30 protein-coding genes and 1 tRNA gene are annotated in these 26,491 nt (G+C 62.4%); 28 read left to right on the top strand and 3 right to left on the bottom strand.

Annotated features, from left to right (window positions below; translation table 11 throughout):
* The first annotated feature begins 52 nt into the window (after nucleotides 1–52).
* The 21 genes from GGR30_RS14115 (at nucleotide 53) to GGR30_RS14015 (ending at nucleotide 16,944) form a co-directional block, all read left to right on the top strand.
* The gene (locus GGR30_RS14115; RefSeq protein WP_183487361.1) at nucleotides 53–502 is read left to right on the top strand and encodes a hypothetical protein; all 450 of its coding nucleotides are present in this window, start codon (nucleotides 53–55) and stop codon (nucleotides 500–502) included.
* 108 nt (nucleotides 503–610) lie between these two features.
* Nucleotides 611–1,048, top strand: coding sequence for a gp436 family protein (locus GGR30_RS14110; protein WP_183487359.1), 438 nt, complete (start codon nucleotides 611–613; stop codon nucleotides 1,046–1,048).
* Nucleotides 1,048–1,623, top strand: a complete 576-nt coding sequence (locus GGR30_RS14105) for a hypothetical protein (RefSeq protein WP_183487357.1) — start codon at nucleotides 1,048–1,050, stop codon at nucleotides 1,621–1,623. Before GGR30_RS14110 ends, GGR30_RS14105 begins: the two co-directional genes overlap by 1 nt.
* Before the next feature lie 3 nt (nucleotides 1,624–1,626).
* Nucleotides 1,627–1,818, top strand: a complete 192-nt coding sequence (locus GGR30_RS14100; protein WP_183487355.1) for a DUF2635 domain-containing protein — start codon at nucleotides 1,627–1,629, stop codon at nucleotides 1,816–1,818.
* A 3-nt stretch (nucleotides 1,819–1,821) separates the two neighbouring features.
* Nucleotides 1,822–3,306: a phage tail sheath subtilisin-like domain-containing protein gene (locus GGR30_RS14095; protein ID WP_183487353.1), complete on the top strand. Its 1,485-nt coding sequence runs from the start codon at nucleotides 1,822–1,824 to the stop codon at nucleotides 3,304–3,306.
* A gap of 12 nt (nucleotides 3,307–3,318) precedes the next feature.
* Nucleotides 3,319–3,681: a phage tail tube protein gene (locus tag GGR30_RS14090; protein ID WP_183487350.1), complete on the top strand. Its 363-nt coding sequence runs from the start codon at nucleotides 3,319–3,321 to the stop codon at nucleotides 3,679–3,681.
* Entirely contained in the window at nucleotides 3,678–4,160 is a 483-nt protein-coding gene (locus GGR30_RS14085) for a hypothetical protein (protein ID WP_183487348.1), read from the top strand. The genes GGR30_RS14090 and GGR30_RS14085 overlap by 4 nt, the downstream gene beginning before the upstream one ends.
* A 123-nt stretch (nucleotides 4,161–4,283) precedes the next feature.
* Nucleotides 4,284–6,584 (top strand): phage tail tape measure protein, encoded by a 2,301-nt coding sequence (locus GGR30_RS14080; protein ID WP_183487346.1) that lies wholly within the window; start codon nucleotides 4,284–4,286, stop codon nucleotides 6,582–6,584.
* Nucleotides 6,584–7,816 (top strand): DNA circularization N-terminal domain-containing protein, encoded by a 1,233-nt coding sequence (locus GGR30_RS14075; protein ID WP_183487344.1) that lies wholly within the window; start codon nucleotides 6,584–6,586, stop codon nucleotides 7,814–7,816. The genes GGR30_RS14080 and GGR30_RS14075 overlap by 1 nt, the downstream gene beginning before the upstream one ends.
* Nucleotides 7,813–9,000, top strand: a complete 1,188-nt coding sequence (locus GGR30_RS14070; protein WP_183487342.1) for a phage baseplate assembly protein — start codon at nucleotides 7,813–7,815, stop codon at nucleotides 8,998–9,000. Before GGR30_RS14075 ends, GGR30_RS14070 begins: the two co-directional genes overlap by 4 nt.
* Before the next feature lie 19 nt (nucleotides 9,001–9,019).
* Nucleotides 9,020–9,541 carry a phage baseplate assembly protein V gene (locus GGR30_RS14065; RefSeq protein WP_183487341.1) on the top strand — a complete coding sequence of 174 codons (522 nt, stop codon included), beginning with the start codon at nucleotides 9,020–9,022 and terminating at the stop codon, nucleotides 9,539–9,541.
* 57 nt (nucleotides 9,542–9,598) lie between these two features.
* Complete coding sequence (locus tag GGR30_RS14060) at nucleotides 9,599–10,063, top strand: phage GP46 family protein (protein ID WP_183487340.1); 465 nt, start codon at nucleotides 9,599–9,601, stop codon at nucleotides 10,061–10,063.
* Nucleotides 10,060–11,214: a baseplate J/gp47 family protein gene (locus GGR30_RS14055; protein WP_183487339.1), complete on the top strand. Its 1,155-nt coding sequence runs from the start codon at nucleotides 10,060–10,062 to the stop codon at nucleotides 11,212–11,214. The genes GGR30_RS14060 and GGR30_RS14055 overlap by 4 nt, the downstream gene beginning before the upstream one ends.
* Before the next feature lie 58 nt (nucleotides 11,215–11,272).
* On the top strand, nucleotides 11,273–11,968 hold the full coding sequence (locus tag GGR30_RS14050) for a putative phage tail protein (protein ID WP_183487337.1): 696 nt from the start codon (nucleotides 11,273–11,275) through the stop codon (nucleotides 11,966–11,968).
* A 10-nt stretch (nucleotides 11,969–11,978) separates the two neighbouring features.
* The gene (locus GGR30_RS14045; RefSeq protein WP_183487335.1) at nucleotides 11,979–13,226 is read left to right on the top strand and encodes a hypothetical protein; all 1,248 of its coding nucleotides are present in this window, start codon (nucleotides 11,979–11,981) and stop codon (nucleotides 13,224–13,226) included.
* Between the two features lie 12 nt (nucleotides 13,227–13,238).
* Nucleotides 13,239–13,514, top strand: a complete 276-nt coding sequence (locus GGR30_RS14040; protein WP_183487333.1) for a hypothetical protein — start codon at nucleotides 13,239–13,241, stop codon at nucleotides 13,512–13,514.
* The gene (locus GGR30_RS14035; protein ID WP_183487331.1) at nucleotides 13,514–13,792 is read left to right on the top strand and encodes a hypothetical protein; all 279 of its coding nucleotides are present in this window, start codon (nucleotides 13,514–13,516) and stop codon (nucleotides 13,790–13,792) included. The genes GGR30_RS14040 and GGR30_RS14035 overlap by 1 nt, the downstream gene beginning before the upstream one ends.
* Complete coding sequence (locus GGR30_RS14030) at nucleotides 13,782–14,660, top strand: hypothetical protein (RefSeq protein ID WP_183487329.1); 879 nt, start codon at nucleotides 13,782–13,784, stop codon at nucleotides 14,658–14,660. The genes GGR30_RS14035 and GGR30_RS14030 overlap by 11 nt, the downstream gene beginning before the upstream one ends.
* Nucleotides 14,653–14,994, top strand: coding sequence for a hypothetical protein (locus GGR30_RS14025; RefSeq protein ID WP_183487327.1), 342 nt, complete (start codon nucleotides 14,653–14,655; stop codon nucleotides 14,992–14,994). The genes GGR30_RS14030 and GGR30_RS14025 overlap by 8 nt, the downstream gene beginning before the upstream one ends.
* A gap of 158 nt (nucleotides 14,995–15,152) precedes the next feature.
* Complete coding sequence (locus GGR30_RS14020) at nucleotides 15,153–15,965, top strand: DNA adenine methylase (RefSeq protein WP_183487325.1); 813 nt, start codon at nucleotides 15,153–15,155, stop codon at nucleotides 15,963–15,965.
* A gap of 109 nt (nucleotides 15,966–16,074) precedes the next feature.
* A complete protein-coding gene (locus GGR30_RS14015) occupies nucleotides 16,075–16,944 on the top strand; it encodes a hypothetical protein (RefSeq protein WP_183487323.1) in 870 nt (289 codons plus the stop codon).
* Between the two features lie 701 nt (nucleotides 16,945–17,645).
* On the opposite strand, the gene GGR30_RS14010 is transcribed toward GGR30_RS14015, so the two are convergent.
* Nucleotides 17,646–17,735, bottom strand: a tRNA-Ser gene (locus GGR30_RS14010).
* A gap of 308 nt (nucleotides 17,736–18,043) precedes the next feature.
* Here GGR30_RS14010 and rplU point away from each other — a divergent pair.
* From rplU to GGR30_RS13985, 5 genes are all read left to right on the top strand, one after another.
* Nucleotides 18,044–18,358 carry a 50S ribosomal protein L21 gene (gene rplU / locus GGR30_RS14005; RefSeq protein ID WP_138746464.1) on the top strand — a complete coding sequence of 105 codons (315 nt, stop codon included), beginning with the start codon at nucleotides 18,044–18,046 and terminating at the stop codon, nucleotides 18,356–18,358.
* A gap of 40 nt (nucleotides 18,359–18,398) precedes the next feature.
* Complete coding sequence (gene rpmA / locus GGR30_RS14000; RefSeq protein WP_138746465.1) at nucleotides 18,399–18,671, top strand: 50S ribosomal protein L27; 273 nt, start codon at nucleotides 18,399–18,401, stop codon at nucleotides 18,669–18,671.
* Between the two features lie 145 nt (nucleotides 18,672–18,816).
* On the top strand, nucleotides 18,817–19,455 hold the full coding sequence (locus tag GGR30_RS13995) for a GNAT family N-acetyltransferase (protein WP_183487320.1): 639 nt from the start codon (nucleotides 18,817–18,819) through the stop codon (nucleotides 19,453–19,455).
* Complete coding sequence (locus GGR30_RS13990; RefSeq protein ID WP_183487318.1) at nucleotides 19,452–20,018, top strand: GNAT family N-acetyltransferase; 567 nt, start codon at nucleotides 19,452–19,454, stop codon at nucleotides 20,016–20,018. Before GGR30_RS13995 ends, GGR30_RS13990 begins: the two co-directional genes overlap by 4 nt.
* Nucleotides 20,019–20,179: 161 nt before the next feature.
* On the top strand, nucleotides 20,180–22,477 hold the full coding sequence (locus tag GGR30_RS13985; RefSeq protein ID WP_183487316.1) for a Tex family protein: 2,298 nt from the start codon (nucleotides 20,180–20,182) through the stop codon (nucleotides 22,475–22,477).
* Between the two features lie 3 nt (nucleotides 22,478–22,480).
* Here the strand turns inward: GGR30_RS13985 and GGR30_RS13980 are convergent, their stop codons facing one another.
* Nucleotides 22,481–23,344 (bottom strand): hypothetical protein, encoded by an 864-nt coding sequence (locus tag GGR30_RS13980; protein WP_183487314.1) that lies wholly within the window; start codon nucleotides 23,342–23,344, stop codon nucleotides 22,481–22,483.
* Nucleotides 23,345–23,570: 226 nt separating this feature from the next.
* Here GGR30_RS13980 and GGR30_RS13975 point away from each other — a divergent pair, with 226 nt between their 5' ends.
* Both GGR30_RS13975 and ubiA read left to right on the top strand, forming a co-directional pair.
* The gene (locus tag GGR30_RS13975; protein WP_183487312.1) at nucleotides 23,571–24,833 is read left to right on the top strand and encodes a cyclopropane fatty acid synthase; all 1,263 of its coding nucleotides are present in this window, start codon (nucleotides 23,571–23,573) and stop codon (nucleotides 24,831–24,833) included.
* Between the two features lie 82 nt (nucleotides 24,834–24,915).
* Nucleotides 24,916–25,869, top strand: a complete 954-nt coding sequence (gene ubiA / locus GGR30_RS13970; protein ID WP_183487310.1) for a 4-hydroxybenzoate octaprenyltransferase — start codon at nucleotides 24,916–24,918, stop codon at nucleotides 25,867–25,869.
* Nucleotides 25,870–25,877: 8 nt separating this feature from the next.
* On the opposite strand, the gene GGR30_RS13965 is transcribed toward ubiA, so the two are convergent.
* Complete coding sequence (locus tag GGR30_RS13965; protein ID WP_183487308.1) at nucleotides 25,878–26,441, bottom strand: DUF6101 family protein; 564 nt, start codon at nucleotides 26,439–26,441, stop codon at nucleotides 25,878–25,880.
* Nucleotides 26,442–26,491 lie beyond the last annotated feature (50 nt).

Below are 26,491 nucleotides of genomic sequence, written 5' to 3'. Positions count from 1 at the left end.
CGCAAACCGCTAGCGTCAGCGGCTTCCGTAAAGCCCTCGAAGGAGAACCTCTATGGCAAGCAAGATCACCATTATCTGCCGCAACCCCGGCATGCGCCGCGCCGGCATCAAGCATCCGGCGTCCGCCACCTATCCCGCGACGAAGTTCAGCAAAACCGAGCTGGACGCCTTCCGCGCCGATCCCGCCTTTGAGGTGATCGACGGCGAAGCGCCGGCAGCGACCACGATGGTCGCACTGGCGGCGGCCAAGGACGAAGCGAAGGCAAATGCCGACGCGCTCGAAAAGGCGAAGGGCGAGCTGAAGGACAGCAACGCATCGCTTGAGGCAGCCCGCAACGAGCTGAAGGAAGCGCTCGCGGACAATGACACGCTGCGCACCGACCTTGCCGCCCGCCAAACCGAGATCGAAGGCCTGAAGAAGCAGGTCGCGGATCTCGAAGCCGCAAACCAGGCGCAGAAGGAAACGGCTGAGAAGGCCGCGAAAACGACGCCCAAGAAATAACCGAAGGGCGGTCTGGTCCGGCTCGCAAGGCCGTCAGCACCCGTTGGGGAACCTTGGAAGGTAGGGGCAAAGCCCGCCGCCCGCCCACTGACACGAGAAGCAAGCGCGATGTACGCCACCGTCAACGACATGATTGCCCGCTTCGGCGAGACGCATCTGATCCGGCTCTCCAATCCGGAGGACCGCACGGCCGAGACCGTCGACGCGGCGAAGGTCGAGCGCGCGCTTGCCGACGCGACCGGCGAGATCGAGGGCTATCTGCGCGGCTATTACGCGCTGCCCGTTGCCGCACCGCCCGCCGATCTAGTGCGCGCCACCTGCATTCTGGCGCGCTATGAGCTCGCCCAGGGCGAGCATGTGACGCCCTCCGACGAGATGACCAAGGGCCGCGACGATGTGCTGAAGTGGCTGCGCGAGGTCTCCTCGCGCCGCGTCCATCTCGACGCGCCGTTGGCTGAGGGCGCGACCGGCTCGAGCGTCGGCTCCGGACCGCGCTATTCCGACCGGCCGCGCGACTTCACCTATGACACGCTGCGGGGGGCATGATGGCCATCAACCCCGCCCTTTCCATCATCGCCCGCCAGTCGCCGCTGATCGAAGAGCGGTTGCGGATTGCCTTCCCGGAGAAGGTCTTCGCCTTCGAGCGCGTCCCGATGGCCATGTCGCTGAGGGAATTCAACCGCGTTTCGCGTCTGACGCCGTTTCTCGGTCTCGCCTGGATGGGCATGAAAACCGGCAATGATGCCCGGCTGTTGTCGGGTACGATGCAATGGCGGCTGTTTCTGGTCTACGCGGCGTCCTCGGGCCTTGAAGCGCGGTTCAAAGGCGATATGCGCGGCCTCGGCCTCGACGCCATGACCGACGTCGCCGCCGTGGTCTTGAACGGCGTGAGCTTCGACGACGCCGGCGTCATCACTGTGACGGGCGCGAACCCGATCGTTGCCGATGGCTTTGCCGACGACAATATCGCGCTTGCCCAGCTGGATTTCAGCTTTTCCTTCGTCGCCTCGACAGCCGAGCTCGCGCTTGAAACCGCCGACGATTTCGATGCGCTCGGCGTCACCTGGGCGCTTGCGACAAGCGACGACATCACCCCTCAAGACGAAATCACGGGAGCCTGACAGATGGCCGATTTGAAATTCGTGAAACCCGGCGCGGGTCTGACGTCTGTGCCTCTGCCGAATGGCGATGTCGTCACGGCCGAAGGCCTTGCCGTCAACAACACGCTGTTTGTGCGCCGCCGCCTGAAGGATGGCGACCTGGTCGAGGCCAGACGCCCGGCCGCGACCAAGACCACCACCCCTGAAAAGGACTGATCGATGACCTTTGATGAAATCCCGATGACCTGGTACGACCCCGCGGTCTTTATCGAGGTCAAGCCGAATTACAGCCAGAAGGGCGTCTACGCCTGGCCGGAAAAGGTTCTGGTCGCCGGCCACAAGCTTGCCGCCGGCACGCTCGAACCCGGCCAGACCCGCCAGATCACGCGCGGCGACGAGGCGATTGCCTGGTTCGGCCGTGGCTCGATCGGCGCCGAGCAGGTCGCCGCCTTCCGCAAGGTCAACAAGACGACGCCGCTCTATGTGACGGCGCTTGAGGATGCCGGCGACGCGGTCAAGGCCACCGGCACGATCACGTTCACGGGTGCGGCATCCCAGTCGACCGTGCTGCGGTTCAAGATCGCGGGCCGACAGGTGCGCATGACGGCGCTTGCCACCGATGCCGTCGCCGACCTTGCCACAAAGCTTGCGGCCGCCATCAGCGGCGACCCCGATATCGTTGTGACCGCAACGGCCGCCGCCGGCGTCGTCACCGTGACGGCGAAGAATGGCGGCGAGATCGGCAACGACATCGACCTGCGCGTCGACGCGGCCGCCCAGCCGGTGCCCGATGGCCTGACGATCGCGATTGCCGATATGGCGGGCGGCTCGGGCAATCCGGACCTCACGGACGTGCTCGACCTGATCGAGAACAGCTGGTTCACCAAGCTCGTGCATCCCTGGTCGGATAACACCAATGTGCAACTCTTCGCCGAATGGCTGAAGACGCGCTATGTGGCGACCGCCAGGCTCGACTGCCATGGCTTTACCGGCAAGCGGGCAACCTATGCCCAGGCGGTGGCGCTCGGCGATCTGACCAATTGCGCCTATCTCTCGCTTTCCTGCCTGTCGCGTTCGCCGACATCGTCCTGGGCGCATGCGGCCGCCGACTGCGCGCTTGCCGCCTTCCATCTGTCGAACGACCCGGCCCGGCAGCTCAAGAGCCTTGTGGTGACCGGCGTGGAAGCGCCTGACAGCGAGGACCAGTTTACCCAGGAGGAGCGCAATCTCCTGCTCCAGCACGGGATCTCGACCTATCTTCACCTTGATGACGGCTCGACCGTGATCAACCGCATGGTGACCACCTACAAGAAGACCGCGCTCAATGTTCTCGACGATGCCTGGATGGACATCATGGTGCCGGCCACCATGTCGCGGATCCGCTATGACTGGTCGGCCTATTTCAATTCGCTCTATCCGCGCGCCAAGCTGATCGACGACGGCAAGCAGTTCCAGCCGCGCCGCGCCGATGGCGACAGGGCGGCGGGCTCGGCCGTGGTATCGCCGGGCCGGATCAAGGGCACCTGGGCGGCGCGCTGCCAGCGCTATGCCGGCCTGGTCTGGATCGAAAACGCCGAGGCGACGATCGAGGCGTCGACCTTCGAGCGCGATGAAACCGACCGCAACCGCACCAATGCGCGCCAGATCGTCCAGATCGTCGGCAACCAGATGGTGTTTGCCTCCAGCCTCGAATTCCTCGTTTAAGGAGACCCCGCGATGCAGACGCTTGGCATTGTCGATATCGTCTGGAAAGGCCGGACGATCCCCGTCGAAAAGGGCGCGAAGCTCCGCCTTGGCGGGATCAAGAACAACGCCGTCACCTATGGTCGCGGCGTTGCCCGCGCCCAGGAGTTCCAGGGCTCCGAGGTGACGGCAACCACCAATCTCGAAAAGGGTCAGTCGCTGGTGAGCCTTCTGGATCACGAGGAAGGCGAGCTTCAGGTCGTGTGCGACACCGGCCAGACTTACGTCTTCGAGGATGCCTTTCTCGTCGACGACAAGCCGGAAGCCACTGGCGGCGAAGGCGGCAAGATCGAATTGAAATGGGCCGCTGGCGAAGCACAGGAGATCATCGGATGAGCGCGCGCACCAAAGCTGAAATCGCAATTGACCTTGATGGCGACGACGCCATCGTTGACGAAACCGAGGTTGAGGATGTTGCCGTCTTCGGCGATGCGATAGCGGCCGACGATGAAATCGTCGACGAGGACGCCACCGACCCGCTCGACAAGCTTCCGTCGCATGCCATCCGCAACGACGACGGCACGATCACGCTGCCGCTCTACGACACTGTGCGCATCAAGGTCCGCGCCTCGGGCAAGATCAAGGAGAAGGTGTTCAAGAGCCTGACCTTCCATCGTCTCAACGGGGCCGACACCCGTGTGATCGGTGAAGCGCCGGACAACATGCAGAACATCGTCACCTTCGCGCGCTCATGCCGCCTCAACCAGGCTGTGATGAACGCGGTCTGGGACAAGATGGACGCAAGCGACATTGCCAATGGCGGCCGGGTGCTGAACCATTTTTTGACCAGTGGCCGGAAAACGCGGACGTCCTGATCGGCTTCCTTGCTGAAACGAGCAGCTTCAGCGCGGCCGAAATCCTGAATATGGACGATCGGGAACTGCGGTTCTGGTGGAATGCGATCATGACGGCGCGCAAGGCGATGAAGGAGAACTGACATGGCTGCCGGACAGATGGCGCTCGACGTTCTTGTTCGCCTGCGCGACCTGATGAGCGGCCCGCTGCGCCGGCTGTCCGGCGCGGTACGAGGCTTTACCTCGCTCGCCAGTCGCATCGGCATCGTCGGCGCGGCGATCGCCGGCATCTCCTTCATAGCACCGATCTCGGAGGCGGCAGAGTTTCAGCAAACGCTGCTGGACATGGCGGGCACGGCCGAACTCACCGGTGCGGCCGCATTCAAATTTACCGAAGACCAGAAATCGCGGTTCGAAGACCTTGCGCTTGCCACGGGGCAGACTTCGGAAGGAATCTCATCCGCCGTCGCCAACATGTACGCAGCCGGTCTCGATGGTGCGCTGATCGACGGCGCGATCGATGATATCGCCAGGGTTTCCACGGCAGCCAACGCGGCAACGGACGATATCGCCGCAGTTGCCACGGCGTCCATGCTCACACTGGGTGTACCCGCCAACGAGATCGAACGAGTTCTGGCGATGCTGGTGACCTCTGGCAAGCTAGGGGCTTTCGAACTGAAGGATATGGCGCGCTATTTCCCGTCACTTACAAGCCAGGTGGCAAAGTTCGGCGTCAAAGGACAGGAGGCCGTTGGCTTCCTTGGGGCGGCTCTGCAGATCGCGCGCAAGGGCACGGCTGATCCGGCCGAGGCCGCGAACAACCTCAAGAACTTCCTGTCGAAGATCCTCGCGCCGGCGACGGTCAAGAACTTCGCCGAGATGGGCGTCGATATCCAGGCGGTGATGCAGGATGCCGCCACGAAAGGCATCAATCCGATCGAGGCGGTCCTACAGAAGGTGACAAAGCTCACCGGCATTTCTGAAAATCAGATTGCCGATATGATGGAAACGGCCAAGGCCAACGGGCTTGAAGGCGCTGAGGCGCTCGACGCCGTCCGCGAGCAGCTCGCCCAGATCGCCGGCGCTGGCGCGCTCGGGGAACTTTTCCAGGACCAGCAGGTCATGGATTTCCTGATTCCGTTCATGGCCAATGTCGATGAGTACAAGGCGATCCGCGACAAGATGGCGACCGCCGACGGCTCGGTAATCGCCGCCGACTTCGACACCCAGATAGAGGGGCATAACCGCCAGCTCATCACGTTCCGCGAGATCGGAACGCAGGGCGTTCGCGAGGTCGGGATGGCCTTTGGCGAATGGCTGCCGAAGATCAACCAACATCTGAAGGCCGGGTTGGCTCAGCTGCGCGCCTGGAACGATGAGACCGACGGCGCGGTGGATAAGGCTCTAGTCTTCGCCGGCGCGGCTGTGCTGCTCGGCGGAGCGCTCGGGGTCGTGGGCTTCGTTCTGCCTGCCGTGATTGCAGGGCTGCAGCTGCTTGCCTCGCCGTTCCTGATGGCCTCGCGCGGAGCGTGGACGCTCGGGACATATCTCTACCGCGCCGCTGCCGGCACGATCGCGCTGCAGACGGCGCTCGCCACCATGAGCGGCGTGAAGCTGTCGTGGCTGGGGCGGCTGGCCGTGGGGCTACGCGGGATGCTGTTTGCGATTCCGGGCATCAGCTGGCTGGCAAGCGGCCTTGCGGCGATCGGCGGCGCGGCGGCGGCCGTCACGGCTCCGGTCTGGGCGCTGATCGCCGCCGTCGCCGGGGTGGCCTTCGCCGTCTGGCGCTATTGGGAGCCGATCTCGAATTTCATCGCCGGCTGGTCCTCGGTGATGTGGGATGCCATCGCCGATGTGATGGGCGCGCTGACCGACTTCGCTGGCTGGGTCGATAGCCAGCTGATCGACCTTGGCGCTGCCTTCGGCATCGACGTTCCGGCCGTCCGCGCCCAACTGGCGGATGCGCGGGCCGTCGTCGAGGGCTGGTGGAGCTGGCTCACCGGCTGGTTCTCCAGTCTCGATCTCTGGGGCAGCATCAAGTCGGCCTTCACCATGAAGGACTATTCCGACGAGATGGAAGCTGGTTTCCGCGATGCTGGTGCAAAGGCGGCGCAGGCCATGGTCGATGCCGTCAAGGGCAAGATCGATGAGTTGATTACCTGGTTCAGCAACATTGGCAGCCGCATTCTCGCTGCGATCGGCAACATCAACATCTCTTCGCTGATCAGCTGGCCGAGCTGGGAGGACCGTCCGAAGTGGATGGGCGGCACTGGCGGGATGCAGAGCCAGCAGCTGCCGCAGCAACCGGCGAACAATAATTCGGCGGAAATGAGCGGCAAGATCGTAGTGGAAAGCGCGCCTGGCACGAACGTAGTGTCGACATCCTCACAGTCGAAGGGCGGAAACTTCACGCTTCAAGGCGGCAATTCTGTGGGAATGCCCTGATGGCGAGGCTTCCGGGATTGGTGCAGGGCTTTTATCGGGGCATCGCCTTTGACGTGCCGGATACGTCGACCACGGCCGGAAGACGTCTGGTCGAATATCTGTTTCCAGGCATCGACGACGCGGCCTATGACGATTTCGGGCGCAATGCCGGAGAGATCACGCTCAATGGCGTGATCATCGGCGACTTTTACCAGGCGCAGGCGCTTGCCCTTGAGGCCGCGTTCGAGCGGCCGGGGCCTGCCATGCTTATCCATCCATGGCGCGGGCCGATGCAGGTGATCCTTGCCGAGCCGGCCACGATCTCGGTCGCCTCGCGGGAGCTGCGCGCCGTCCGGTTTTCCGCGAAGTTTCGTCGGGTTCAAACGGGCTTTACGAGCCTTTCAAACGGGCTTTCAGGGGTGCTTTCGGCCGTGGCCCTGGTTGGCCTGGCCGCTTCGGCACTGTCCTCGGTCGTCTCGACGCGCGCGATCTCGGCCGCCCGGACGCGTGCGGTCGGCCGTAGCGCCGGCATTGTGCGCGCAGCCGTCGGCCAGTTGCAGCCGGTCGCAGGTTCCGGCCGGTTCCTGCCGCGCCTCAACCAGACAGCCCGATCGATGGCACCCACGACGCCGGAGAGCTTTGACGGCGCGCTCGTCCAGTTGAGCGGACGATTCGGCGAGGCCTCCGACGCGCCATTCGTGGCAGCGGCGGCCGGGGCCGAACCGGAGAACAACGCAAGGCCCGAGGCGCTGACGTCGCTTGGTGCGGCCCTGTCGGACGCGGTGTCGGCGGCGATCGACGATGCGCCGTCGGATCCCGATCGCGCTCTTCTGGCGTGCGCCGCGGCGCATTGCCTGGCGCAGGCCGTCGCGCAAATCCCCTATACCCCTTTCGCCAGCGCGGAACGCGCGCTGTCAACGCGTTCGCTCACGCTGTCGGCGGCCGACCGGCTAATCGCGGCTGCCGGGAGCCTGTCATCCGGCCGCTATGAGGGCGAGGCCGACGGGTTGGTTTCCGGGCTTGAAACGCTGAAGGCGGAGACGTCGGCCGCGCTCAACGAGATCATAGGGCAATTGCCGGAAACGCTGGCCGTGGAGCTCGCCAGCCCTACCGACGCCTGGCTGGTCGCCGCCCATGTCGCCGGCGACGATCCGGCCGGGCTTGAAGCGGTCTGGCTCGATATCGTTTCGCGCAACCGTCCGCGCCATCCGGCCCGGTTACCGGCCGGCGAGGTGAAGGTGTTGAGACAATGATTGAGGTCACGATCGACGGCGCGCGGTTCGACGGCTGGACGGGCGCGGAAGTGGCGCTCGACATGAAGGAGTTCGCAGCCCATTTCTCGCTCTACTGCCATGATCACGCGGCATCGGCGGCAACGCTCGCCCATGTCCATGGCGCGAAGAACAAGCGGCTGAAGCGCGGCACGAAGGTCTCGATCAAGGTCGACGGCACGGTCGTTCTGAACGGTCATATCGAAAAGCGCTCCTCCAATATCGAGAGCCAGTTCGCCGACATCACCGTGGAAGGCCGCTGCAAGCTCGGCGACCTGGTCGACTGCACGGCGCTCATCGATGACACGCCGGCCGAAATGCACAATGTGAAGCTGGAAGACGCGGTCAGCCGCATCATCAAGCCCTACGGTCTTGGCGTCCGCAACGAGATCGACACCGGCGCGCCGTTCGCGCGCTATTCGATCGACCTCGACGAAAGTCCGTTCGTTGCGATCGAGAAAGGCGCGCGGCAGCGCCAGGCGCGCGTCCTGTCTGACGGCGTCGGCAATGTCGTGATCACCCGAACCGGCGAGCAGAAGGCGGCAGGCAGGATCTCGCTGCCGGGGAATGTTCTGAAGGCCTCGATCGACGAGAGCGATGAGGGCCGCTATTCGAAAACCGTGGTGCGCGGCACGTCGGAACGGGCCGGCAAGGCGCGCGGCCAGGCGAAGCTCGACGTGACGGCCGAGCCGCTTCCGCCCGCCGATCGGGCGGCGGGCGACGGCGCTGCCACCAGCGCCGAGCGCGCCGGCACGGCGGCGACGGGCGTGGCGGAGGATGAGGAAATCGGCCGCTACCGACCGAAGGTCTATCTGGCCCGCACCAAGGCCGATCATGATGCAGCCCGCGCCGAGGCGGAATGGCGGCGCAACACGGCGCGCGGAGCGGCCGAGGAGATCACCTATGTCATGAAGGGGCATTCCGTCGACGGCGCGCTCTGGCGGCCGAACACGATCGTGCCGGTCTCCGACGCCTTCAACGACATCGCGCGCGACATGCTGATCTCGAAGGTGACCTTCATCCAGAACAATGATGACGGCGCGATCACCAGTCTCGCCGTGACCTCTCCGGACGCGTTCCAGGAGGGCGATCCGAAGAGGAAACAGCGCAAGAACAAGGTCGCCAAACCGAAGAAGGCGCTGGATACGACAGCGGAGCCATTGTGAGCGGCGCCAGGAGGACCAGATGACCGACACCAATCGCGGGATGATCCGTAGGGCCGTGCTCAAGAACGTCAGGGATGACGGCGCGATGCAGACCGCCTCGGTCGAGGTCGCCGATGGCGTCTGGCGTGACAATGTCGAGATCATGCAGCCCTATGGCTTCGCGGCCCACGTGCCCGAGGACGGCGCGCTGGCGATCGTGCTGGCGGTCGGCGGCGATGAGGGCGATCTGGTCGTTCTGCCCGTCGCCAATCCATCGGCGCGCATGGGCGGGCTGAAGGAAGGCGAGGTCGGCTGCTACAACAAGAGCGGCGATCGGATGATCTTGCAGGCCGACGGCACGCTCGATATCAAGACCGGCGCGCAAATCACGATCCAGACCGACGCAGGCGTGTTCATCACCGCCCAGATCGTCAAGGTGACCGGCGACATCGAAGCGACCGGCAATGTGACCGACAAGAACGGCTCGATGCAGGAAATGCGCGACCGCTATAACGGCCACAACCATGCGGGCGGTCCTCCGCCAAGCCCCAACATGGACTGACATACCCCCAAAGGCAGGCATGACCGGAATACGCGCGCGCGTGGCATTTTCGCGGGCATGTTTTGCGATGCCGCCCTCATTCTCGATGCAGATGCCCGCGCCTGCGATCTCGCGATCGGAGACGACGGCGATCTCGTGATCGACGTGACGCCAGCGACGCCCATGCTGCTGTCGATCGGCTTCGATGCCCGTGCGCTCGATGGCGATGAATTGCCGGACGGGCGGACGCAATGGGATGCCGCCCCCTCCTCTCTGCTCGAGCGGCGCGGCAGCCCCGGCGATGCGCTGGATATCGACGGGCGTTTCGCCGGCTCGAGGCTCTGGCTGCTGTCGCGCAACAAGCGGACAGAGGAGACCCGTCTGCTGACGGAGTATTTCGCCAGCGAAAGCCTGTTCTGGGCCGAGGACATGACCGGCGAGGCCGCTGAGGTCGAGGCCTGGTGGCATGCCCGCAACATGCTGCGGCTTCGATGCTCGGTTGCCGGCGAGGCGATCACGGTTTCCAAGAGGGTCGACCGATGAGCCGGCCGATCGACAGCGCCAAGACGATCGCCGCGCGCATGGCGACGACGCTGGAAACCGGTCTGGCCGCCGTGCTCGATGCCAAGGGCATTCGCTACACCGCCAAGGCCATTTCGTTTTCGGTGCGCTCCTCGCGCGGCCTGCTTGCCTGGATATTGCGTGCGGTGGCGCTGGAGCTCAGATCCGTTCACGGCCACATCGCATGGTGGGGCCGGCAATATTTCGTCGACACGGCCGAGGACGAATTCGTGCTGCGTCATGCCTCGATCTTCGGGGTCAAACAGCGCGATGCGACCTTCGCTATCGGCTCGGTGACGATCACCGGAGATCCGGGCACCGTGCTTCCGGCCGCGCTGCAATTGTCGTCTTCCGAGGGACTGATGTTCGCGCTCGATGCCGAAGCGACGATCGGCGCGGGCGGGACTGTCATCGCCTCGGCAACGGCGACGGCGGTGGGGCCGGGCAGCAATTACGAAGCCGGCATCAAACTGACCACGGTCGATCCGTGGCCGGAGATCGACGCGATCACCATCACCACCGCCTTTTCGGGCGGAGCGGATGAAATGTCCGTTGCCGAGTTGCAGGCCGCGACCATCGCCCATATCCGCAAGCCGCCTCAGGGCGGGGCCGGCTATGACTACCGCGACTGGCTCGATGACGCGTTCGCAGTGAAAGCGGTCAAGACTATCCCCGACGTCATCGGCCGTGGTTCGCTCGGCGTTGTCGTGGCGATCAAGGACGCTGACGGCAATGGCCGCGCTCCGACCGAGGATGAACGCACGGCCATGCTTTTACACCTTGGCAGGCCGTTGACGGCGGAAGGCCTCCGCCCGGTCACCGCTTATGTCAGCGTCCATGCGGCCGAGATCACGGAGGTGCCCATTACCGTGCGCCCGCGACCGGACACGCCTTTGGTGCGCGCGGCCATCGAGGAGGCGTTTCAACGCTTCATCAACACGCTTGGCGGCGATGATGACGTCGGCAATGAAACACCGATCGGCGCAACGATCGAACGCTCAAGACTGGTCGAGGAAATCTCGGCCGCCAACGGCGAATACGCCCATGACCTGATCGTGCCGGCCGAGACCTACACGCTTGGCGCCTATCAGTTCCCGGTCGCTGGCGTGATTACCTGGGCAGGTGCGGCATGAGCGCGGGCAGGAAAAGTTGCAGACTTTTCCGTTCGCAACGCGCGAACAGGAAAAAAGCATGAGGCGGCTTATCGATATCGCCCGATCGATGCGTAGCCACTGGCCATTCGGCTTTGCCCGCCCGGCCGAGGGCGGCGTGATGGACGCGATCGACCGGGCGATCGCCAGCGAAATCCTGATCGCCGAACAGGCGGCGGCCCGACTGATGGACGAGGTCGACCCGCGCACGGCCGACGACTATCTGGCTGACTTCGAACGGGTGCTCGGGCCGGACCCGGCAAAGCGCGATTTGCTGCTCGCCGGCATCGACGATCGCCGCAAGCTTGCCCATCAGCGCTGGACGGCCAAGGGCGGGCAGTCCATCCCCTATTTCCTGAAGATCGGCGACGATCTCGGCCTCGACATCACGATCACCGAGTTCTGGCCGTCGCGCGCCGGCGTGCTTCGGGCGGGTCAGCCGCTCATTGCCGATGGCGAGCAGTTCACCTGGCTGATCTCGATGCCCGCTGTTGAGGTGATTCCGTTTCGCGCCGGCCAGGGCCGCGCCGGCCAGTCGCTGGCAAGCTTCCAGATCAACGGTTCGGCGGAGGCCTATTTCCAGCTCATCAAGCCGGCGCACACCCGTCTTGTTTTTGAATATCCCGTGCGGGGCTGGTGGGATGCGACCCGCTACCAGGCAACGTCTGCCTATGACGGCGAGCGATGGTGGCCGGCAGCAATAATGGACTTCGCGAACAACCGCTATGCGGCATAGGAGACCTTGAATGGACAGGATTACAGGCACAGCAGTCGCCGACCTCGGCGGCGGAAAGCGCGGCTTCCAGGACCAGGTGGTTTCCACCGGTGCGGGTAGCCAGGAGGGCACCGTTGTCACGGCCGAGTGGCTGAACGGCGTGCAGGAGGAAATCCTGAATGTCATCACCAGGGCGGGACTGGTTCCCGCGGCCGGCGATTTCACCCAGCTCGCCCAGGCGATCCAGGGCGCTCGGCTGAGCTACGCCGAAGCTTCTGGCACTGTTAATGCGCTGACCGTTTCGCTATCACCCGCGCCAACGGCGCTGCGAGCCGGATTGTTGGTTCGGGCTTTGATAGCAGCGCCGAACACAGGCTCGGCCACATTGAACGTCAACGGCCACGGAGCGAAGGCTATTGTCAATCGCTTTGGGTTGGATCTGACGGGTGGCGAACTGACAGGTATCGTCGATTTTGTCTATGACGGAGCGAAATTCTATGCACCCGTCGCCCAATCCTTCCTCGGCGAAGACCGGACCTACTACGTGAATTCCGCAACGGGTAGCGATACCGATACAGGGCTTGCCGCCGGATCTGCTTTCGCTACGATCCAGCGCGCGCTCGACGTCGCCAGCGCGGTCAATCTGAACGGCCATGATATCACGATATCTGTGGCCGACGGGTCGTATCCGCACTTTGCGTCAAGCCGGTCTGTGACTGGCGGCAAGATCTCGATTGAGGGCAACCTTGCTGCTCCGTCGCAAGTTTCTGTCGTGGCCAGCGGTGGCAACCCAGGGATCTCCATATCTCATGGTGGATATGCGGTCGCCGGTTTTGCCCCGCAGCCCTCCGCAGGGCAGAGCGCCATATCCGTCGTCGCCGCGACGGTCGAAATAGGATCGATGCATCATAGCGGCGTTTCGGGTGGTGCCCATATTGCCTGCGGCGCGGGCGGTGCGATCTTCCTCTCTGGCTCCCACTCGATCGCCGGCGGCGCAAGCATCGGTCATCTCTACGCGGCGGACGGCGGATCGATCCGCTCGGCGGCAAGCCTGCCAAGTGTCGAATTCGTGGCGACCTCGCTCGGCTTCGGCGCCTTCGCGGTGGCGACAAACGGCTCCATCAACGCTCTCTATTCCGCTTTCGCAGCCGCTGGCAACGCGACAGGTCCACGCTACGCCGCATCGCTCAACGGCGTGATCAACACCAACGGCTCCGGCAGCACCTACTATCCAGGCTCAACGGCCGGAACAACAGTGACAGGCGGCCAATATGCATAAGGAGACTTGCCGATGACCACGTTCGCAACGCCACCCCTTTCGCAGACATGGACGGAAATCGCCGACGGGGCTGACGTGGCCGCTATCCTGATCCAGCTGCGCGATGAAAGTCCCGCTCATATCTTCGTCGGCGCTGACGCGCCCGCCGCTTCGACGGAGCATTATTTCACGCTCCGCAGGACGGCCTTTCCCGGCGCGGCTTTCGAGCCGCTTGCCGAAGAAAAGGTCTGGGCGCGTTCCGCCACAAGCGTGGCCGCTACGCTTGAAGCCGATCGGAGGGCGCGCTGATGCGCTCGCTGCCGCCTTCCTGGTCGGGTTTCTGGCCCTTTCCTTCAGCCGCGCGAGCGCGCGACGGAAACTGGTGGGCGGCTGCGCCCTTTCAGGCGGAGGACGCCGGCACGGAGCTGACGCTCGGCGCGGCCGCCGTCATGGATTTTGCCGGTAACCGCTATGCGCTCACGGACGGCTGGTGGGAGCTGCCGGCCTATGCGGCGTCAGACGCCGGAAAGACCGTGCGGCAGCCCGCCGCCATTTTCGATTTTTCGGGGGACAGCTATGCAGGCTAAGAGCTTTGCCGACATGATCACCTTCACCCGGCCGGGCGCTGCGACCTATGTCGGCGCAGACGGCTTGATCCATACGGCGGCGGCGAACGTGCCGCGCTTCGACTACACCAACGGGCGGCGGCAATTGCTGCTTGAGGGCCCGGCGACGAACCTCATTCTCAATTCTCCGGCTCTGTCGACGCAATCCGTCACGGTCTCGGCCGCAACATACACGCTGAGTTTCCAAGGCACGGGGACGGTCACTCTGTCCGGGGCTTATTCTGGAGCGCTTGTGGGCACGGGGGCATCGGATCGGGTATCGCTGACCTTTGCCGCGACTGCGGGGACGTTGACCGCCACGGTTACGGGCAGCGTCGCCAATGCGCAGGTCGAGGCCGGTTCGTTTCCCTCCTCCTATATCCCAACGGCCGGCAGCGCCGTGACGCGTCCGGCCGACAGCGCACGGTTGACCGATGCGGTCGCCGAGCTGGCGCAGCGCGATGCGGTCAGTATCGTGGCGCAAGCCTTCCAGCCCTTCGCAACGAGCTTTACCCGTCGGTGGATGGGCACGAGCCACACGATAATGGGGCTGGACACGAGCAAGAAGCCCTCCCAGTGGGATGGCGCGGGGCCTGTCTTGTCAATTCCCTCCGGGGTTGACGATCAGGCCGATCTCGGGCTCGGCGTGGCCTGGGATGGTTCGGGGCGTCGGATTTCGGCTGCGGGCATCTCGGCAGAAGACGCGCATCAACCGGCATTCACCGGCAATGTGTTTCTCGGGCGTGATCAGACCGGCAATTTCGCCCCCGGCTGGTACGATCAGTTGATCATCTGGCCGTTCCGGATGACGGACGAAGACCTTGCGGCAAAGGCGGTGTCCTATGCATGACCATTTCCTGAAATTCGCAGATCACGCCGAGGCATTGTCGGTGCTTGAGACCATCGGCGTGACAATTCCCGTCGGCGAAATCGGCTATCTCGACGCCGGCCTGCCGGAGGGGCTTCTGGCGCTCAAACCCGTCGGAGCGGCTTGCGACGGTCTGGTCTATGCGCCGACCGGCGAGACCGCGACCGATGGCGAGGGCTTTGACTATCCGTTGATGGACGCCGTCGAGGGCTTCCACGTCAATCTCCGCATGGCCGATGGCGCGGCGCTTCCGGCGGCGCTCGTTGACTTCGCGGTCGCGCCGGAGCCAGCAACGCCGGCCGAAAGGTTTGCCTGAGCAAAGACAGGACGCAGGCAGGTGGCCAGGGCCTCACGGCTCTGGCGCGGCGGGGTCAAGTTTGGCGACAGAACCCGCCGGGCAGCACGAAAACGATAACCGCCACACCCGCACCCCGAAGGGCACGGGCTTTGTGGCTGAGTCGTGAGATATTTGAAATGGTAAATCAGCGCCCGGTTGCCCCGGCCGTTCCCGCAGCCGGTTATATCGGCGGCAAGCGCATCCTGTCGAAGACCGTGATCCGCAAGATCAACGCGGTTCCCCATGACGGCTATGCCGAGCCCTTCGTCGGCATGGGCGGCGTGTTCCTGCGCCGCGATCGCCAGCCGAGGACGGAGGTGATCAACGATATCAGCGGCGATGTCGCCAATTTCTTCCGCATCCTGCAGCGGCATTTTCCGCAGTTCATGGACACGCTCCGCTTCCAGATCTCCGGAAGGCGGGAATTCGAGCGGCTGATGAAGACCGACCCGACGACCCTGACCGATCTCGAACGCGCCGCCCGCTTCCTCTACCTCCAGCGCCTCGCCTTCGGCGGTAAGGTGGCTGGCCGCAATTTCGGCGTCAGCAAGACCACCGGCGCGCGCTTCAACCTGGTCAAGCTCGCCTCGACGCTGGAGGACATCCACGAGCGCCTTTCCGGCGTCGTCATCGAATGCCTGCCCTGGCAAGACTTCATCCGCCGCTATGACCGGCCGGGCATGCTGTTCTATCTCGATCCGCCCTATTGGGGAAACGAGGGCGATTATGGTGCAGGCGTCTTCGGCCGGGCGGATTTCGAGGCGATGGCGAAGGTCCTAAGCGGCCTTCAAGGCACCTTCATCCTGTCCTTAAACGCCGTTCAAGGCGTCTTCGAAACCTTCTCACAGTTCGACATCGAGGAGGTCGACTGCACCTATTCGATCTCGGAGGGCAATGGCAAGGACGTGAAGGAGGTCATCATATCGCCAGCAAAGTCTTTACATGCCTAAGTTCTAGTCGCTCAAAAGTCTTCACAAAAAAAAGCGAAGTTTGTCTGTTTGGTATTGCGAAAGCCACTGGCTCTTGCAAACAATCTTTGGGAAGAACTCGGGGGAAAAAATGATAGAGCCAATCGAATTAAAAGCCCAACCAATGCCGCCTGCCTTGAATATCCATATCGAGCCGGACGAGCCGATCGAGTTGGCAAATATGCTTGTCTCTCTTGAGGCTATTGGAAGGCGATACAAAATATTCGCTACCAACGAATTTAGCCTGAAACGGGGAGAGCACGCTCGTCTTTTTGTGTCGAGCATAAAACCGGGCTCGATCGACATCTCCCTAATTCCCGATATATACGACGCCAGCGCAGCTGGAATAGGGGCCATTGCTGCTATTAGTGTAGGCGATGCCACTGGCGCGGTTGCATCATTCGGACAATCCCTTAAGGCGCTCCTGAACCTTTTTGATAGTGCCGATGACGCAGACGATCAGTCCGACGTGGAAATCACCGTTCAGGATTGCAATGACGCGATAAATATCGTCAAGCCCACTGCAGAGGCTGGTGGGAGCCAGACATTCAATGTCTACAATATCGCCGGGGACGCTGTCTTCGCCCTGGAGGTTGATGAGGGTCGATCTAAAAGAGTGATGCGCCGAGCTGTTGATAAAAAGGAAGAGCTCGAAGTTCCGTCCATAGAGCGTTTCAAAAATGTTGCGCTCATATGGAAAACATTTGACCGATCCGCAGCAAGGGTCGACGGTTCCCGAAGCCCAGATAAGGCAATAATCGAGGAAATTAGCGACAAACCAAAGTCGGTTTTATTCGGTGATGACCAGACGGAAATAAAGTCAGCGATCATCTCTGATGATCAAAATTTGCTAAAAATGGTCTACTATGTCGATGTTGAAGTGGTGACTGCTCGGCAAAAAATCGCCGCGTATAGAATAGTCGGCTATCATGGGAAGGATGCGTTATCCGACGATGAATAATGGCTCGACTAGGTTCTGCTCATTCAGGGTTGGCTGGAGAATTCAGTGCATCCAGATTGGGGCATTTGGGGGCTGGTAAGCGAGATGGATGGCTTTGCGAAACTAATCGCTTCTATTGAGAGCCTTGCGGTCGACACGGCTATCCCAAAACCTCGATCTCTAAACAGCACCAAGATCAGCCATTGGGGTACCAGACGTGGTGAGAGAGCCCTCATCTATTCGATGCCGAACCACTCGTGCCCAGAAAAAAAGCACCAGAAAGGTGTCACGGTCAGCGAACTTCATCGAGCTTACGAGAATCTCGTTACGACTGGAGAGTTCAATCGGGCTTGGTTTAGCTCCTGCATGCCCGCTTGCATGAAAGAGGGCACCTGTAACTTCACTACAATAGGTGGTCTGTTCGAGCTAACCGGAATAGCCGAATATTGCGGGCCAGGCGTCTATCGGCTCAAATAGCAGAGGTCGAAAAATCGATTGCTGCAAAACCAGCTGTCAAAATTGCAAAACCGCGCGTCACGCTACAGCTGATTCTGCGATGCTTGGTCAAGCGAAAGCTGACTGTCCGGGCACGGAGGAGCGGGGGACGATGGAGCCCCCAAGATTCTAAAATTCCGGAACTTGTTGTCAAAATTCCGGAACCGCGCGTCACGCTACATACGGACGAAAGATAAATTCAATACGTTGATTATAAAAGAATAAACTGGCGGAGAGGGGGGGATTCGAACCCCCGATACGGTTGCCCGTATGCCGCATTTCGAGTGCGGTGCATTCGACCACTCTGCCACCTCTCCAGGAACCATGTGGTCTGCGCTCTTGGCGCGGGGTGTCTCTTAGCTGGCAAAAGCCGGTCTTGCAAGAGCGTTGATCAAGCTTTTTTGCCGCGATTTATTGACTTTGCGGCTCCGTCATCGTAAGCACCCTGCCGGATGCGTATGTCTTGCGACATGCGCCTAGTTCTCCCGCAAGGGAGACTTCACCGGCAGACCGGGTTTGACAAGATTTTTTCTTTGGAACTCCCTGCTTTAACCAGGCTGACAAAAAGACGGCCGTTCCCGCCTTTAGGGGGCAGAGCCGGACTTAGAACATGAAAGGATAAAAAATGTTCGCAGTCATCAAGACCGGCGGTAAGCAGTACCGCGTCAACGCCGAGGACACGCTGCGCATCGAAAAGCTCGATGCCGAAGCAGGCTCCACGGTCGAGTTCTCTGACGTTCTCGTTGTCGGCGAAGGCGCCGATGCCAAGATCGGCGCACCCTTCGTCAAGGGCGCAGTCGTCAAGGCGGAAGTTGTCGAGCAGACCCGTAACCGCAAGGTTATCGCGTTCAAGAAGCGTCGTCGTCAGAACTCCAAGCGTTCGCGCGGTCATCGCCAGCACGTCACGGTCGTCAAGATCACCGACATCGTCGCCGGTTGATCTGAAAGCAGAAGTTTCGAAGGTTTAAAGGAGAACTCCAATGGCACATAAAAAAGCTGGCGGTTCGTCGCGCAACGGTCGCGATTCTGAGTCCAAGCGCCTTGGCGTGAAGAAGTTCGGCGGCGAGAACGTCGTTCCGGGCAACATCATCATTCGCCAGCGCGGCACCAAGTGGCATCCCGGCGACAATGTCGGCATGGGCAAGGACCACACGATTTTTGCCAAGATTGAAGGCAATGTGACGTTCCGTGCGCGCGCCAACGGCCGCATGTACGTGTCCGTGGCGCCGAAACAGGCAGAAGCAGCGGAATAAGCCGGACCGCTCAATTTAAAGCCGGCGTCACATCGACCCGGCTTTTGAATATCAGGTTACCGGACCTGGAATTTGAAAAAGAAGGGAAGATGGGACGCCACCATCTTCCCTTCTTTCGTTTCAAACCCAGGAAAGGACTGAGAAAATGCAAAGGGATCTACACAGGGAAAGCCAGTCACGGCTATCCCGGGAACGGCTAAGGCCGGATTTGCAAAGGCGGGATTGCCCCGTTCTTCTGTCGCAAAGGCTCGTTCTGCGCGCCCCGCACGAAGATGACATTGACGCCATTGCCCATCTCGCCAACAACGACAAGATCGCGACCATGGTGTCGCGCATGCCGCATCCCTATACGACCGACGATGCCGCCAAGTTCGTGGAGCGAACCAAAGAGGGCGCGATCGGCAATTGCGTCTATGCCATCACGAAAGCGGAAAACGGCGAATTCATCGGTTGCTGCGGCATCGAGAACACGCCCGATGACGAAAGCGTCGTCGAGATCGGCTACTGGCTGGGCGAACCTTATTGGGGCAAGGGCTACACCACGGAAGCCGCCCAGGTTCTGATCGACATGGTCTTCCGCACGAGGAACGAGGTCGACCACATTGACGCGCGTTGCCGGGTCGTCAACCCGCGCTCGCGGCGGGTGCTGCACAAGTGCGGCTTCCAGTTCCAGGGGCCCGGCATGGTCCGCTCGCTCGCCATCGGCGGATCGGTCGCGGTCGAATGGTACCGGCTGGAGCGCCGCAACTGGATGTCGCTGAAGAGCTGGGGAGGCCAGAGATGAGCCTTGCCCTTGAAGAGCGACAGAAGAGCGCGACCATCGACACCGAAAGGCTAAGCCTCAGGGCGCTGAAACAGGGGGATGCGGAGGCCATTGCCGCCGCACTCTCCGATTTCGCCGTCACCGGCATGCTCGCGCGGCCGCCCTACCCGTTTACCGCCGATGACGCGGAAGACTGGCTGGATGCGCTGCATGACAGCGGGGACCGGGAATGGTGCTTCGCCATCACCCAGCCGGCAGACAGGGTGCTGATCGGCGTCGTCACCATCGAACTCAGGCAGGGCGGCTATCACCTCGGCTACTGGCTCAGCCGCTACTACTGGGGCCGTGGCTTCATGAGCGAGGCGGCCTCCGCCCTTCTCGGCCGCTTCTTTGCCGAAAAAGGCGCGGTCACGCTTCATTCCGGCGCCTTTGCCGAAAACGGCGCTTCGCTGAAGGTGCAGCAACGCCTCGGCTTCCAGGTTACCGGCTTGCGAGACATCTACGCCGCAAGTCGCGGGGCGATGGTACAGGAGGTGACGACGGCGCTGACGCCGGATTATTTCCGCCCCTATCACTTCGGCTGATGATCAAGGGCCGGGCCAGCGCAAGCGGCTCGGCCTTTTCCTTGCAAGCCCGGCGCACATCCATGGGGATGGCCATGGTTCCGACATGAATTTTGGTTGTCATTGGCGCTCGCATCGCTACCTTCCGCGGCCAGAGACAATGAACCGGACAGACCTGCCCCATGAGTGACACCAAAATTGCCCGCATCGTCGCCAATGAAATCAAGGCCCGGCCCGACCAGGTGAACGCGGCGCTCGAACTCTTGGACGGCGGCGCGACCGTGCCCTTCGTGGCGCGCTACCGCAAGGAGGCGACCGGCGGACTGGACGATACGCAGCTGAGGCAATTGTCGGAGCGGGTGACCTATCTGCGCGAACTCGAGGCGCGGCGGACGACGATCACGGAATCGATCGCAGGCCAAGGCAAGATGACGGATGAGCTGGCGGACAAGATCGCCGCCGTCACGACAAAATCCGAGCTTGAGGACCTCTATCTGCCCTACAAGCCCAAGCGCCGCACACGGGCGATGATCGCGCGCGAGAACGGGCTGCAGCCGCTGGCAGACGCGATCTTCGAAGATCGTTCCGCCGATCCGGAAAAGCTCGCCACCGCCTATCTCAATGAGAATGTTGCCGACACCCGTGCCGCCCTTGACGGCGCCCGCGACATTCTCTCCGAACAGTTTGCCGAGAATGCCGAACTCGTCGGCCGTCTACGCCAATATATGCGCGACAATGCGATGCTCTACGCCAAAGTGGTCGACGGCAGGCAAGAGGCCGGCGCGAAATTCGCCGACTATTTCGAGCACGCGGAAAAATTCGCCACCGCGCCGGGCCACCGCGTGCTTGCCATGCTGCGCGGCTGGAACGAGGAGGTGCTGACGGTCGCGATCGAGGCCGACAGCGACAACCCCTCGCCGGTCAAGCCCGCCCAGCAGATGATTGCCCGCTTCTTCGATATCGGCAGCAGAGGCAAGGCGGATGAGTTCCTGATGCAGGTTGCCGGCTGGTGCTGGCGGGTGAAGCTTTCCACCTCGCTCTCGCTCGACCTGATGCGCGAGATGCGCGAGCGGGCCGAGGACGAGGCGATCCATGTGTTTGCCCGCAACCTCAAGGACCTGCTGCTGGCAGCCCCCGCCGGCTCCCGCGTCACGCTCGGCCTTGATCCGGGCATCCGCACCGGCGTCAAGGTGGCCGCCGTTGACGGCACCGGCAAGCTTCTGGATACCGCCACCATCTACCCTTTCCAGCCGCGCAATGACGTCCAGGGCGCAATGGCCGTGCTGAAGGCGCTGATTGCCCGCCACAAGGTGTCGCTGATCGCCATCGGCAACGGCACGGCAAGTCGCGAGACGGAAAAGCTCGTCACCGATCTGCTGAAGGAGATCCCCGAGCCGAAACCGGTCAAGGTCATCGTCTCGGAGGCCGGTGCCTCGGTCTATTCGGCTTCCGAAACGGCGGCGAAGGAGTTTCCGGGCCTCGATGTCTCTCTGCGCGGCGCGGTGTCGATTGCGCGGCGCCTGCAGGACCCGCTTGCAGAACTGGTGAAGATCGAGCCGAAGTCGATCGGCGTCGGCCAGTATCAGCACGATGTCGACCAGATCAAGCTGTCGCGATCGCTCGACGCCGTGGTCGAAGACGCGGTGAACGGCGTCGGCGTTGATCTCAACACGGCCTCCGCTCCGCTTCTCGCCCGCGTCTCCGGTCTTGGCCCCGCGATTGCCGAGGCGATCGTGGTCCATCGCGACGCCAATGGCGCGTTCCAGAGCCGTAAGGAACTGCTGAAGGTCGCACGCCTCGGTCCGCGCGCCTTCGAGCAATGCGCCGGCTTTTTGCGTATCCGCGACGGCAAGGAGCCGCTCGATGCCTCCGCCGTGCATCCGGAAGCCTATGACGTTGCCAAGAAGATCGTCGCCGCCTGCGGCCGCGATCTAAGAACGCTGATGGGCGACAGCGCGGCGCTGAAGTCCGTCGATCCGCGCGCCTTCGTCGACGAACGTTTCGGCCTTCCGACGGTGCGCGACATTCTGGCGGAGCTGGAAAAGCCCGGCCGCGACCCGCGCCCGGAGTTCAAGACCGCAAGCTTTGCCGATGGCATTGACGAGATTTCGGACCTGAAGCCCGGCATGGTGCTGGAAGGCACGGTGACGAACGTCGCGGCCTTCGGCGCCTTCGTCGACATCGGCGTGCATCAGGACGGGCTCGTCCACGTCTCCCAGCTTGCCGACCGTTTCGTCAAGGATCCGCATGAAGTGGTCAAGGCCGGCGATGTGGTGAAGGTGCGTGTCGTCGATGTCGATGTGAAACGCAAGCGCATCGGCCTGTCGATGAAGAAGGATGACGGCGCGCCCGCTGCCCGGGGACCGCGCGGCGGCGACCGCAAGCCCCAGCGTGACAACAAGCGCGACAGCAGGCGGGAAGACCGGCCAAGCCAGGGCGCCTTCGGCGCGGCGCTGGCCGATGCCATGCGCCGGAAGTAGCACTCAGTCGGTGTCGAGCCGATTGCCGTATATGTCGTAACCCCGGCTTTCACAGCCCAACCGGTAGCCGGCGGTAACGACGGCGAGACCGGCGACGATGGTGAAGAACGAGGTCGCCGTGTCGAAGAACGTGGCAACGACCGTAACGAAGGCGCCGACCGTCGGCGCCAGAGCCGCCGGCGCCACCGTCAGGTAGAGCGAGGCCAGCGCGGCCACGCCGAACTGCAGAGCCAGCGCCAGCAGCGCCACAAGAAGCGCGATCACGATATTGGTGATCGCCATGGGAAGGCCGAAGCCCTCGCCGCGCCAGAATGCGCCGCCAAGGCCGAAATTCTGGTCGATCGCCGTTGCCGGCAGGATGAGCGAATAGCGCATGGCCACCGAAATGATGGTGAAATAGCCAACGATTCCGGCAATCGCGAGCACAGCGACACCGATTCCGCCGGCATGAGAAAGAAGGGCCGTCAATATACCGAAGGCCAGCCCAACCGGCAGGGCAATAAGAAACATCACCAGGCCGACAAGAATGCCCTGCCCGAGGAAGCGCAGCTCTCGTCGGGTGAAGCGGATCGGAAATGGCTTCGGCATCTCGCCAAGCAGGCCATGCCGATGCCAGGCAACGGCGACGGAGGCAAAGGCGATCGCGTAGACCGCCGCCATGGCAACAAAGCCGACGACGAACAGGACAGCCTGTGACGCATTGACCGTCTCGAGCTCGAACTGCTGCGGCTCACCCGGCGCAAAAAGGCTGACAAGAAACGCCAGCAGCACCCAGGGCCAGGCGATCCTCAGCGCGACCACGATGTTTGAGAAGAGCAGACCCAGCGATCCGCCCATGACCGCCTTCAGGCGTCCGCCAAATGTCATCGTTCACGCCCCCCAGCGCCCGAATCAGATACTGTCCCCATGTTTCGCTTCTACCCTTTCAGACAGGATTGCATGTCGCAATCAAAAATTGCATCTCTTGCAGGTCCTTGAATTCATGCCCGAAAGCCAAGGCGCGGGAGATGGCCGAAGCGCCTTGTTTCTTGTATCAAAACGAATATTGTACGCTTAATAATATGTGACATTAGCAGACATTCAGGGGATTGAGATGGCTTCACCGCTGTTCGACCTGATCGAGAAGATCATCAAAACCGGAACACTCAGGGTCAAGACGGAGACGGGGGAGGTTACCACTTTCGGGGATGGCACAGGCGATCCCGTGGCCATTCGCTTCACCGACAGGCAGGCACAGGACCTCATCGCCAAGGACCCGGCGCTCACTCTCGGCGAGATGTACATGCAGGGTCGCTTCCTGATGGAAGAGGGCGATATCTACGATTTTCTCTCCCTCGTCCGGCGCAACACGCTCGATATCGTCTTCAGCCCCTTGATGGCGGCGAGGGTTTTCTGGCGCATCGGTCTGGCGCAGATCAACACCCGCCTGCCGATCAACAAGAACCGCAAGAATGTCTCCCACCACTATGATCTGACGCCGCCGCTCTTCAGCCTGTTTCTGGATGAGGACTGGCAATATTCCTGTGCCTATTTCGATCCGCCGGATATCTCGCTGGACGAGGCCCAGCTCGCCAAGAAGCGCCATATCGCCGCAAAACTAAGATTGAGCGAAGGCCAGCGCGTGCTCGAGATCGGTTCCGGCTGGGGCGGCCTCAGCATGTATCTGGCCGAAATGGCCGGCGTCGACTGCACCGGCATCACGCTCTCCCATGAACAGCATGACATTTCCGAAACCCGAGCGGCAAAGCGCGGGCTTTCCGACAGGGTTCGCTTCAAGCTTCAGGACTACCGCACCATGAAGGCCAAGCCCTTCGACCGGATCGTCTCCGTCGGCATGTTCGAACATGTGGGGATCGGCCGCTACAGGAACTTCTTCGACAAGTGTTTCGAGCTTCTCGACGATGACGGCGTGATGGTTCTGCACTCGATCGGCCGCGATGTCGCCGGCCATGGTCACACCAATCCCTTCATCGAGAAATACATCTTCCCCGGAGGCTATATCCCCTCGGTGGCGGAAGTGCTGCCGGCGGTGGAGAAATCCGGCCTGCTGGTGCGCGACGTCGAAATCCTGCAGATGCATTATGCCTATACGCTCCGCGCCTGGCGCGAACGCTTCGTCGCCCGCAAGGAAGAGGCGATCAAGCTCTATGACGAGCAGTTCTTCCGCATGTGGGAATTCTATCTCGCCGGTTCGGAAATGGCGTTTGAATGGGACAAGATGTTCGTCTTCCAGATGCAGCTCTCCAAGAGCCAGTTTGCCACGCCGAACAACCGCCGTTATATGTTCGAGGCCGAGGAGAAGCTGAAGGCCGCGGAAGCGACCAGAGCGCCCCTTGAGCCGGTCGAATTCGACTGAAGCCTGCCTTCTTCGGGCATCTAGGCTTCAGGTCGGCGGCTGACCGGACGGCAGATCAGACGCTTTGATGCACCGAGGATTTATGGGCACGACAACTGAAGATAACGGCCGCGTTTTCGACGCTCCGTCGGACAATTTCGTCTACAGCCTCCTGCCCCGCTGGCTCTGGCCCTATGCCCAGCTTGCCCGCTGGGACCGGCCGATCGGCTGGCAGTTGCTGATGTGGCCCTGTTTCTGGTCGGCGGCAATGGCGGCGGCTGTGACGGCCGAAGCCAACGCCTTTCGGCCGGGGCAGTTCGTCGCCCATCTCCTGCTGTTCTTCATCGGCGCCGTTGCCATGCGCGGGGCCGGCTGCACCTATAATGATCTCGTAGACCATGACATCGACAATCAGGTGGCGCGCACGCGCTCCCGCCCCCTGCCCTCTGGCCGCGTCACCCGGCGTCAGGCGAAGATCTTCATCCTGTTACAGGCGCTGACCGGGCTTGCCGTGCTGTTGTCGTTCAACCTGTTCACGGTTCTGCTCGGCTTCGCGTCGCTCGCCTTCGTGGCGATCTACCCGTTTGCCAAGCGGTTCACCGACTGGCCGCAACTGTTCCTGGGGTTGGCCTTTTCCTGGGGCGGGCTTGTCGGCTGGGCCGCGGTATTCGGCTCGCTGTCACTGCCGGCCGCGCTGGTCTATCTCGCCGCGATCGTCTGGACCATCGGCTACGACACGATCTATGCCCATCAGGACAAGGAGGATGACGCGCTCATCGGCGTGCGCTCCACCGCGCGGCTCTTCGGGGAAAGGACGAAGCCGTGGCTCGTCCTCTTCTACGGCGCCATGCTGGCCCTGCTTGTCGTCGCCTATCTTGTCGCCGGCCTCGGCTGGGCCGCGTTCGCCGGCCTTCTGGCGGCAGGCGCCATGCTGTTCTACCAGATCGCCGTGCTCGATATCGATGACGGCGCGCAGTGCCTCAAACTGTTCAAGTTCAACAGCCGCGTCGGGCTGGTCGTCTTTCTCGGCCTTGTGGCCGCGATCTTCATCGGCTGAGCCGCGGCTCAGGCAGCGACCGCGCGACCCTTGACCGTCATCTTCACGCCGATCGGGCAATCGCTGAGCCGCATGGCCAGGCGCTTGATGCTGCGGGCGGCAGCGCGGCGGGCGGGACCTGCGGCATCATCATTGGCGGCAACGGCCTGGTGCGGCTTGAAATCCACCGGACGGGCAATGCCGTCGGCCTCAACCATCATCATCGGAATATCATAAAGCAGCGCCCAGTCCTGCCAGTCGGCCACAATTTCGCTCAGATCATGGGCGACAAGCAGCGGAATGCAGAGTTCCGGATCGGCGTGGTGCAGTTCCAGCGTCACCGTGATGCCGCCATCGGCATGGGCAACGGCGCGGGCGGCAACGCCCTTGAAGGCCCGGCCCGGAAGCGCGATGGAAAAGGGAAGGTTGCTTGAGGGCAGGTTGCGGCGAACAACGGCGCCCCGGCTGTCGAGCTTGACGCCGATGCGAGCCTCGGAGCCCTTGGCGACATAGGAGAATTTCTGCGGGAAGTGCGCCGGATCTATCCTCAGAACCGGTTCCTCATTCCCCCTCTTGACCTGCGAATTCGTCATCTGATCACCCTTTGGCTCTGTCGCCGGTATCCGGCTTTTCTTGCTGCGGA

It is taken from the genome of Martelella radicis (assembly GCF_014196625.1).
Classification (GTDB): Bacteria; Pseudomonadota; Alphaproteobacteria; order Rhizobiales; family Rhizobiaceae; genus Martelella; species Martelella radicis.
This window is presented reverse-complemented; position numbering and strand designations above follow the sequence as displayed.

Bases quoted from the DNA above. Each gene is read 5' to 3' on its own strand.
- GGR30_RS14115 (WP_183487361.1), top strand. From the start codon at position 53: ATGGCAAGCAAGATCACCATTATCTGCCGCAACCCCGGCATGCGCCGC.
- GGR30_RS14110 (WP_183487359.1), top strand. From the start codon at position 611: ATGTACGCCACCGTCAACGACATGATTGCCCGCTTCGGCGAGACGCAT.
- GGR30_RS14105 (WP_183487357.1), top strand. From the start codon at position 1,048: ATGGCCATCAACCCCGCCCTTTCCATCATCGCCCGCCAGTCGCCGCTG.
- GGR30_RS14100 (WP_183487355.1), top strand. From the start codon at position 1,627: ATGGCCGATTTGAAATTCGTGAAACCCGGCGCGGGTCTGACGTCTGTG.
- GGR30_RS14095 (WP_183487353.1), top strand. From the start codon at position 1,822: ATGACCTTTGATGAAATCCCGATGACCTGGTACGACCCCGCGGTCTTT.
- GGR30_RS14090 (WP_183487350.1), top strand. From the start codon at position 3,319: ATGCAGACGCTTGGCATTGTCGATATCGTCTGGAAAGGCCGGACGATC.
- GGR30_RS14085 (WP_183487348.1), top strand. From the start codon at position 3,678: ATGAGCGCGCGCACCAAAGCTGAAATCGCAATTGACCTTGATGGCGAC.
- GGR30_RS14080 (WP_183487346.1), top strand. From the start codon at position 4,284: ATGGCTGCCGGACAGATGGCGCTCGACGTTCTTGTTCGCCTGCGCGAC.
- GGR30_RS14075 (WP_183487344.1), top strand. From the start codon at position 6,584: ATGGCGAGGCTTCCGGGATTGGTGCAGGGCTTTTATCGGGGCATCGCC.
- GGR30_RS14070 (WP_183487342.1), top strand. From the start codon at position 7,813: ATGATTGAGGTCACGATCGACGGCGCGCGGTTCGACGGCTGGACGGGC.
- GGR30_RS14065 (WP_183487341.1), top strand. From the start codon at position 9,020: ATGACCGACACCAATCGCGGGATGATCCGTAGGGCCGTGCTCAAGAAC.
- GGR30_RS14060 (WP_183487340.1), top strand. From the start codon at position 9,599: ATGTTTTGCGATGCCGCCCTCATTCTCGATGCAGATGCCCGCGCCTGC.
- GGR30_RS14055 (WP_183487339.1), top strand. From the start codon at position 10,060: ATGAGCCGGCCGATCGACAGCGCCAAGACGATCGCCGCGCGCATGGCG.
- GGR30_RS14050 (WP_183487337.1), top strand. From the start codon at position 11,273: ATGAGGCGGCTTATCGATATCGCCCGATCGATGCGTAGCCACTGGCCA.
- GGR30_RS14045 (WP_183487335.1), top strand. From the start codon at position 11,979: ATGGACAGGATTACAGGCACAGCAGTCGCCGACCTCGGCGGCGGAAAG.
- GGR30_RS14040 (WP_183487333.1), top strand. From the start codon at position 13,239: ATGACCACGTTCGCAACGCCACCCCTTTCGCAGACATGGACGGAAATC.
- GGR30_RS14035 (WP_183487331.1), top strand. From the start codon at position 13,514: ATGCGCTCGCTGCCGCCTTCCTGGTCGGGTTTCTGGCCCTTTCCTTCA.
- GGR30_RS14030 (WP_183487329.1), top strand. From the start codon at position 13,782: ATGCAGGCTAAGAGCTTTGCCGACATGATCACCTTCACCCGGCCGGGC.
- GGR30_RS14025 (WP_183487327.1), top strand. From the start codon at position 14,653: ATGCATGACCATTTCCTGAAATTCGCAGATCACGCCGAGGCATTGTCG.
- GGR30_RS14020 (WP_183487325.1), top strand. From the start codon at position 15,153: ATGGTAAATCAGCGCCCGGTTGCCCCGGCCGTTCCCGCAGCCGGTTAT.
- GGR30_RS14015 (WP_183487323.1), top strand. From the start codon at position 16,075: ATGATAGAGCCAATCGAATTAAAAGCCCAACCAATGCCGCCTGCCTTG.
- rplU (WP_138746464.1), top strand. From the start codon at position 18,044: ATGTTCGCAGTCATCAAGACCGGCGGTAAGCAGTACCGCGTCAACGCC.
- rpmA (WP_138746465.1), top strand. From the start codon at position 18,399: ATGGCACATAAAAAAGCTGGCGGTTCGTCGCGCAACGGTCGCGATTCT.
- GGR30_RS13995 (WP_183487320.1), top strand. From the start codon at position 18,817: ATGCAAAGGGATCTACACAGGGAAAGCCAGTCACGGCTATCCCGGGAA.
- GGR30_RS13990 (WP_183487318.1), top strand. From the start codon at position 19,452: ATGAGCCTTGCCCTTGAAGAGCGACAGAAGAGCGCGACCATCGACACC.
- GGR30_RS13985 (WP_183487316.1), top strand. From the start codon at position 20,180: ATGAGTGACACCAAAATTGCCCGCATCGTCGCCAATGAAATCAAGGCC.
- GGR30_RS13980 (WP_183487314.1), bottom strand. From the start codon at position 23,344: ATGACATTTGGCGGACGCCTGAAGGCGGTCATGGGCGGATCGCTGGGT.
- GGR30_RS13975 (WP_183487312.1), top strand. From the start codon at position 23,571: ATGGCTTCACCGCTGTTCGACCTGATCGAGAAGATCATCAAAACCGGA.
- ubiA (WP_183487310.1), top strand. From the start codon at position 24,916: ATGGGCACGACAACTGAAGATAACGGCCGCGTTTTCGACGCTCCGTCG.
- GGR30_RS13965 (WP_183487308.1), bottom strand. From the start codon at position 26,441: ATGACGAATTCGCAGGTCAAGAGGGGGAATGAGGAACCGGTTCTGAGG.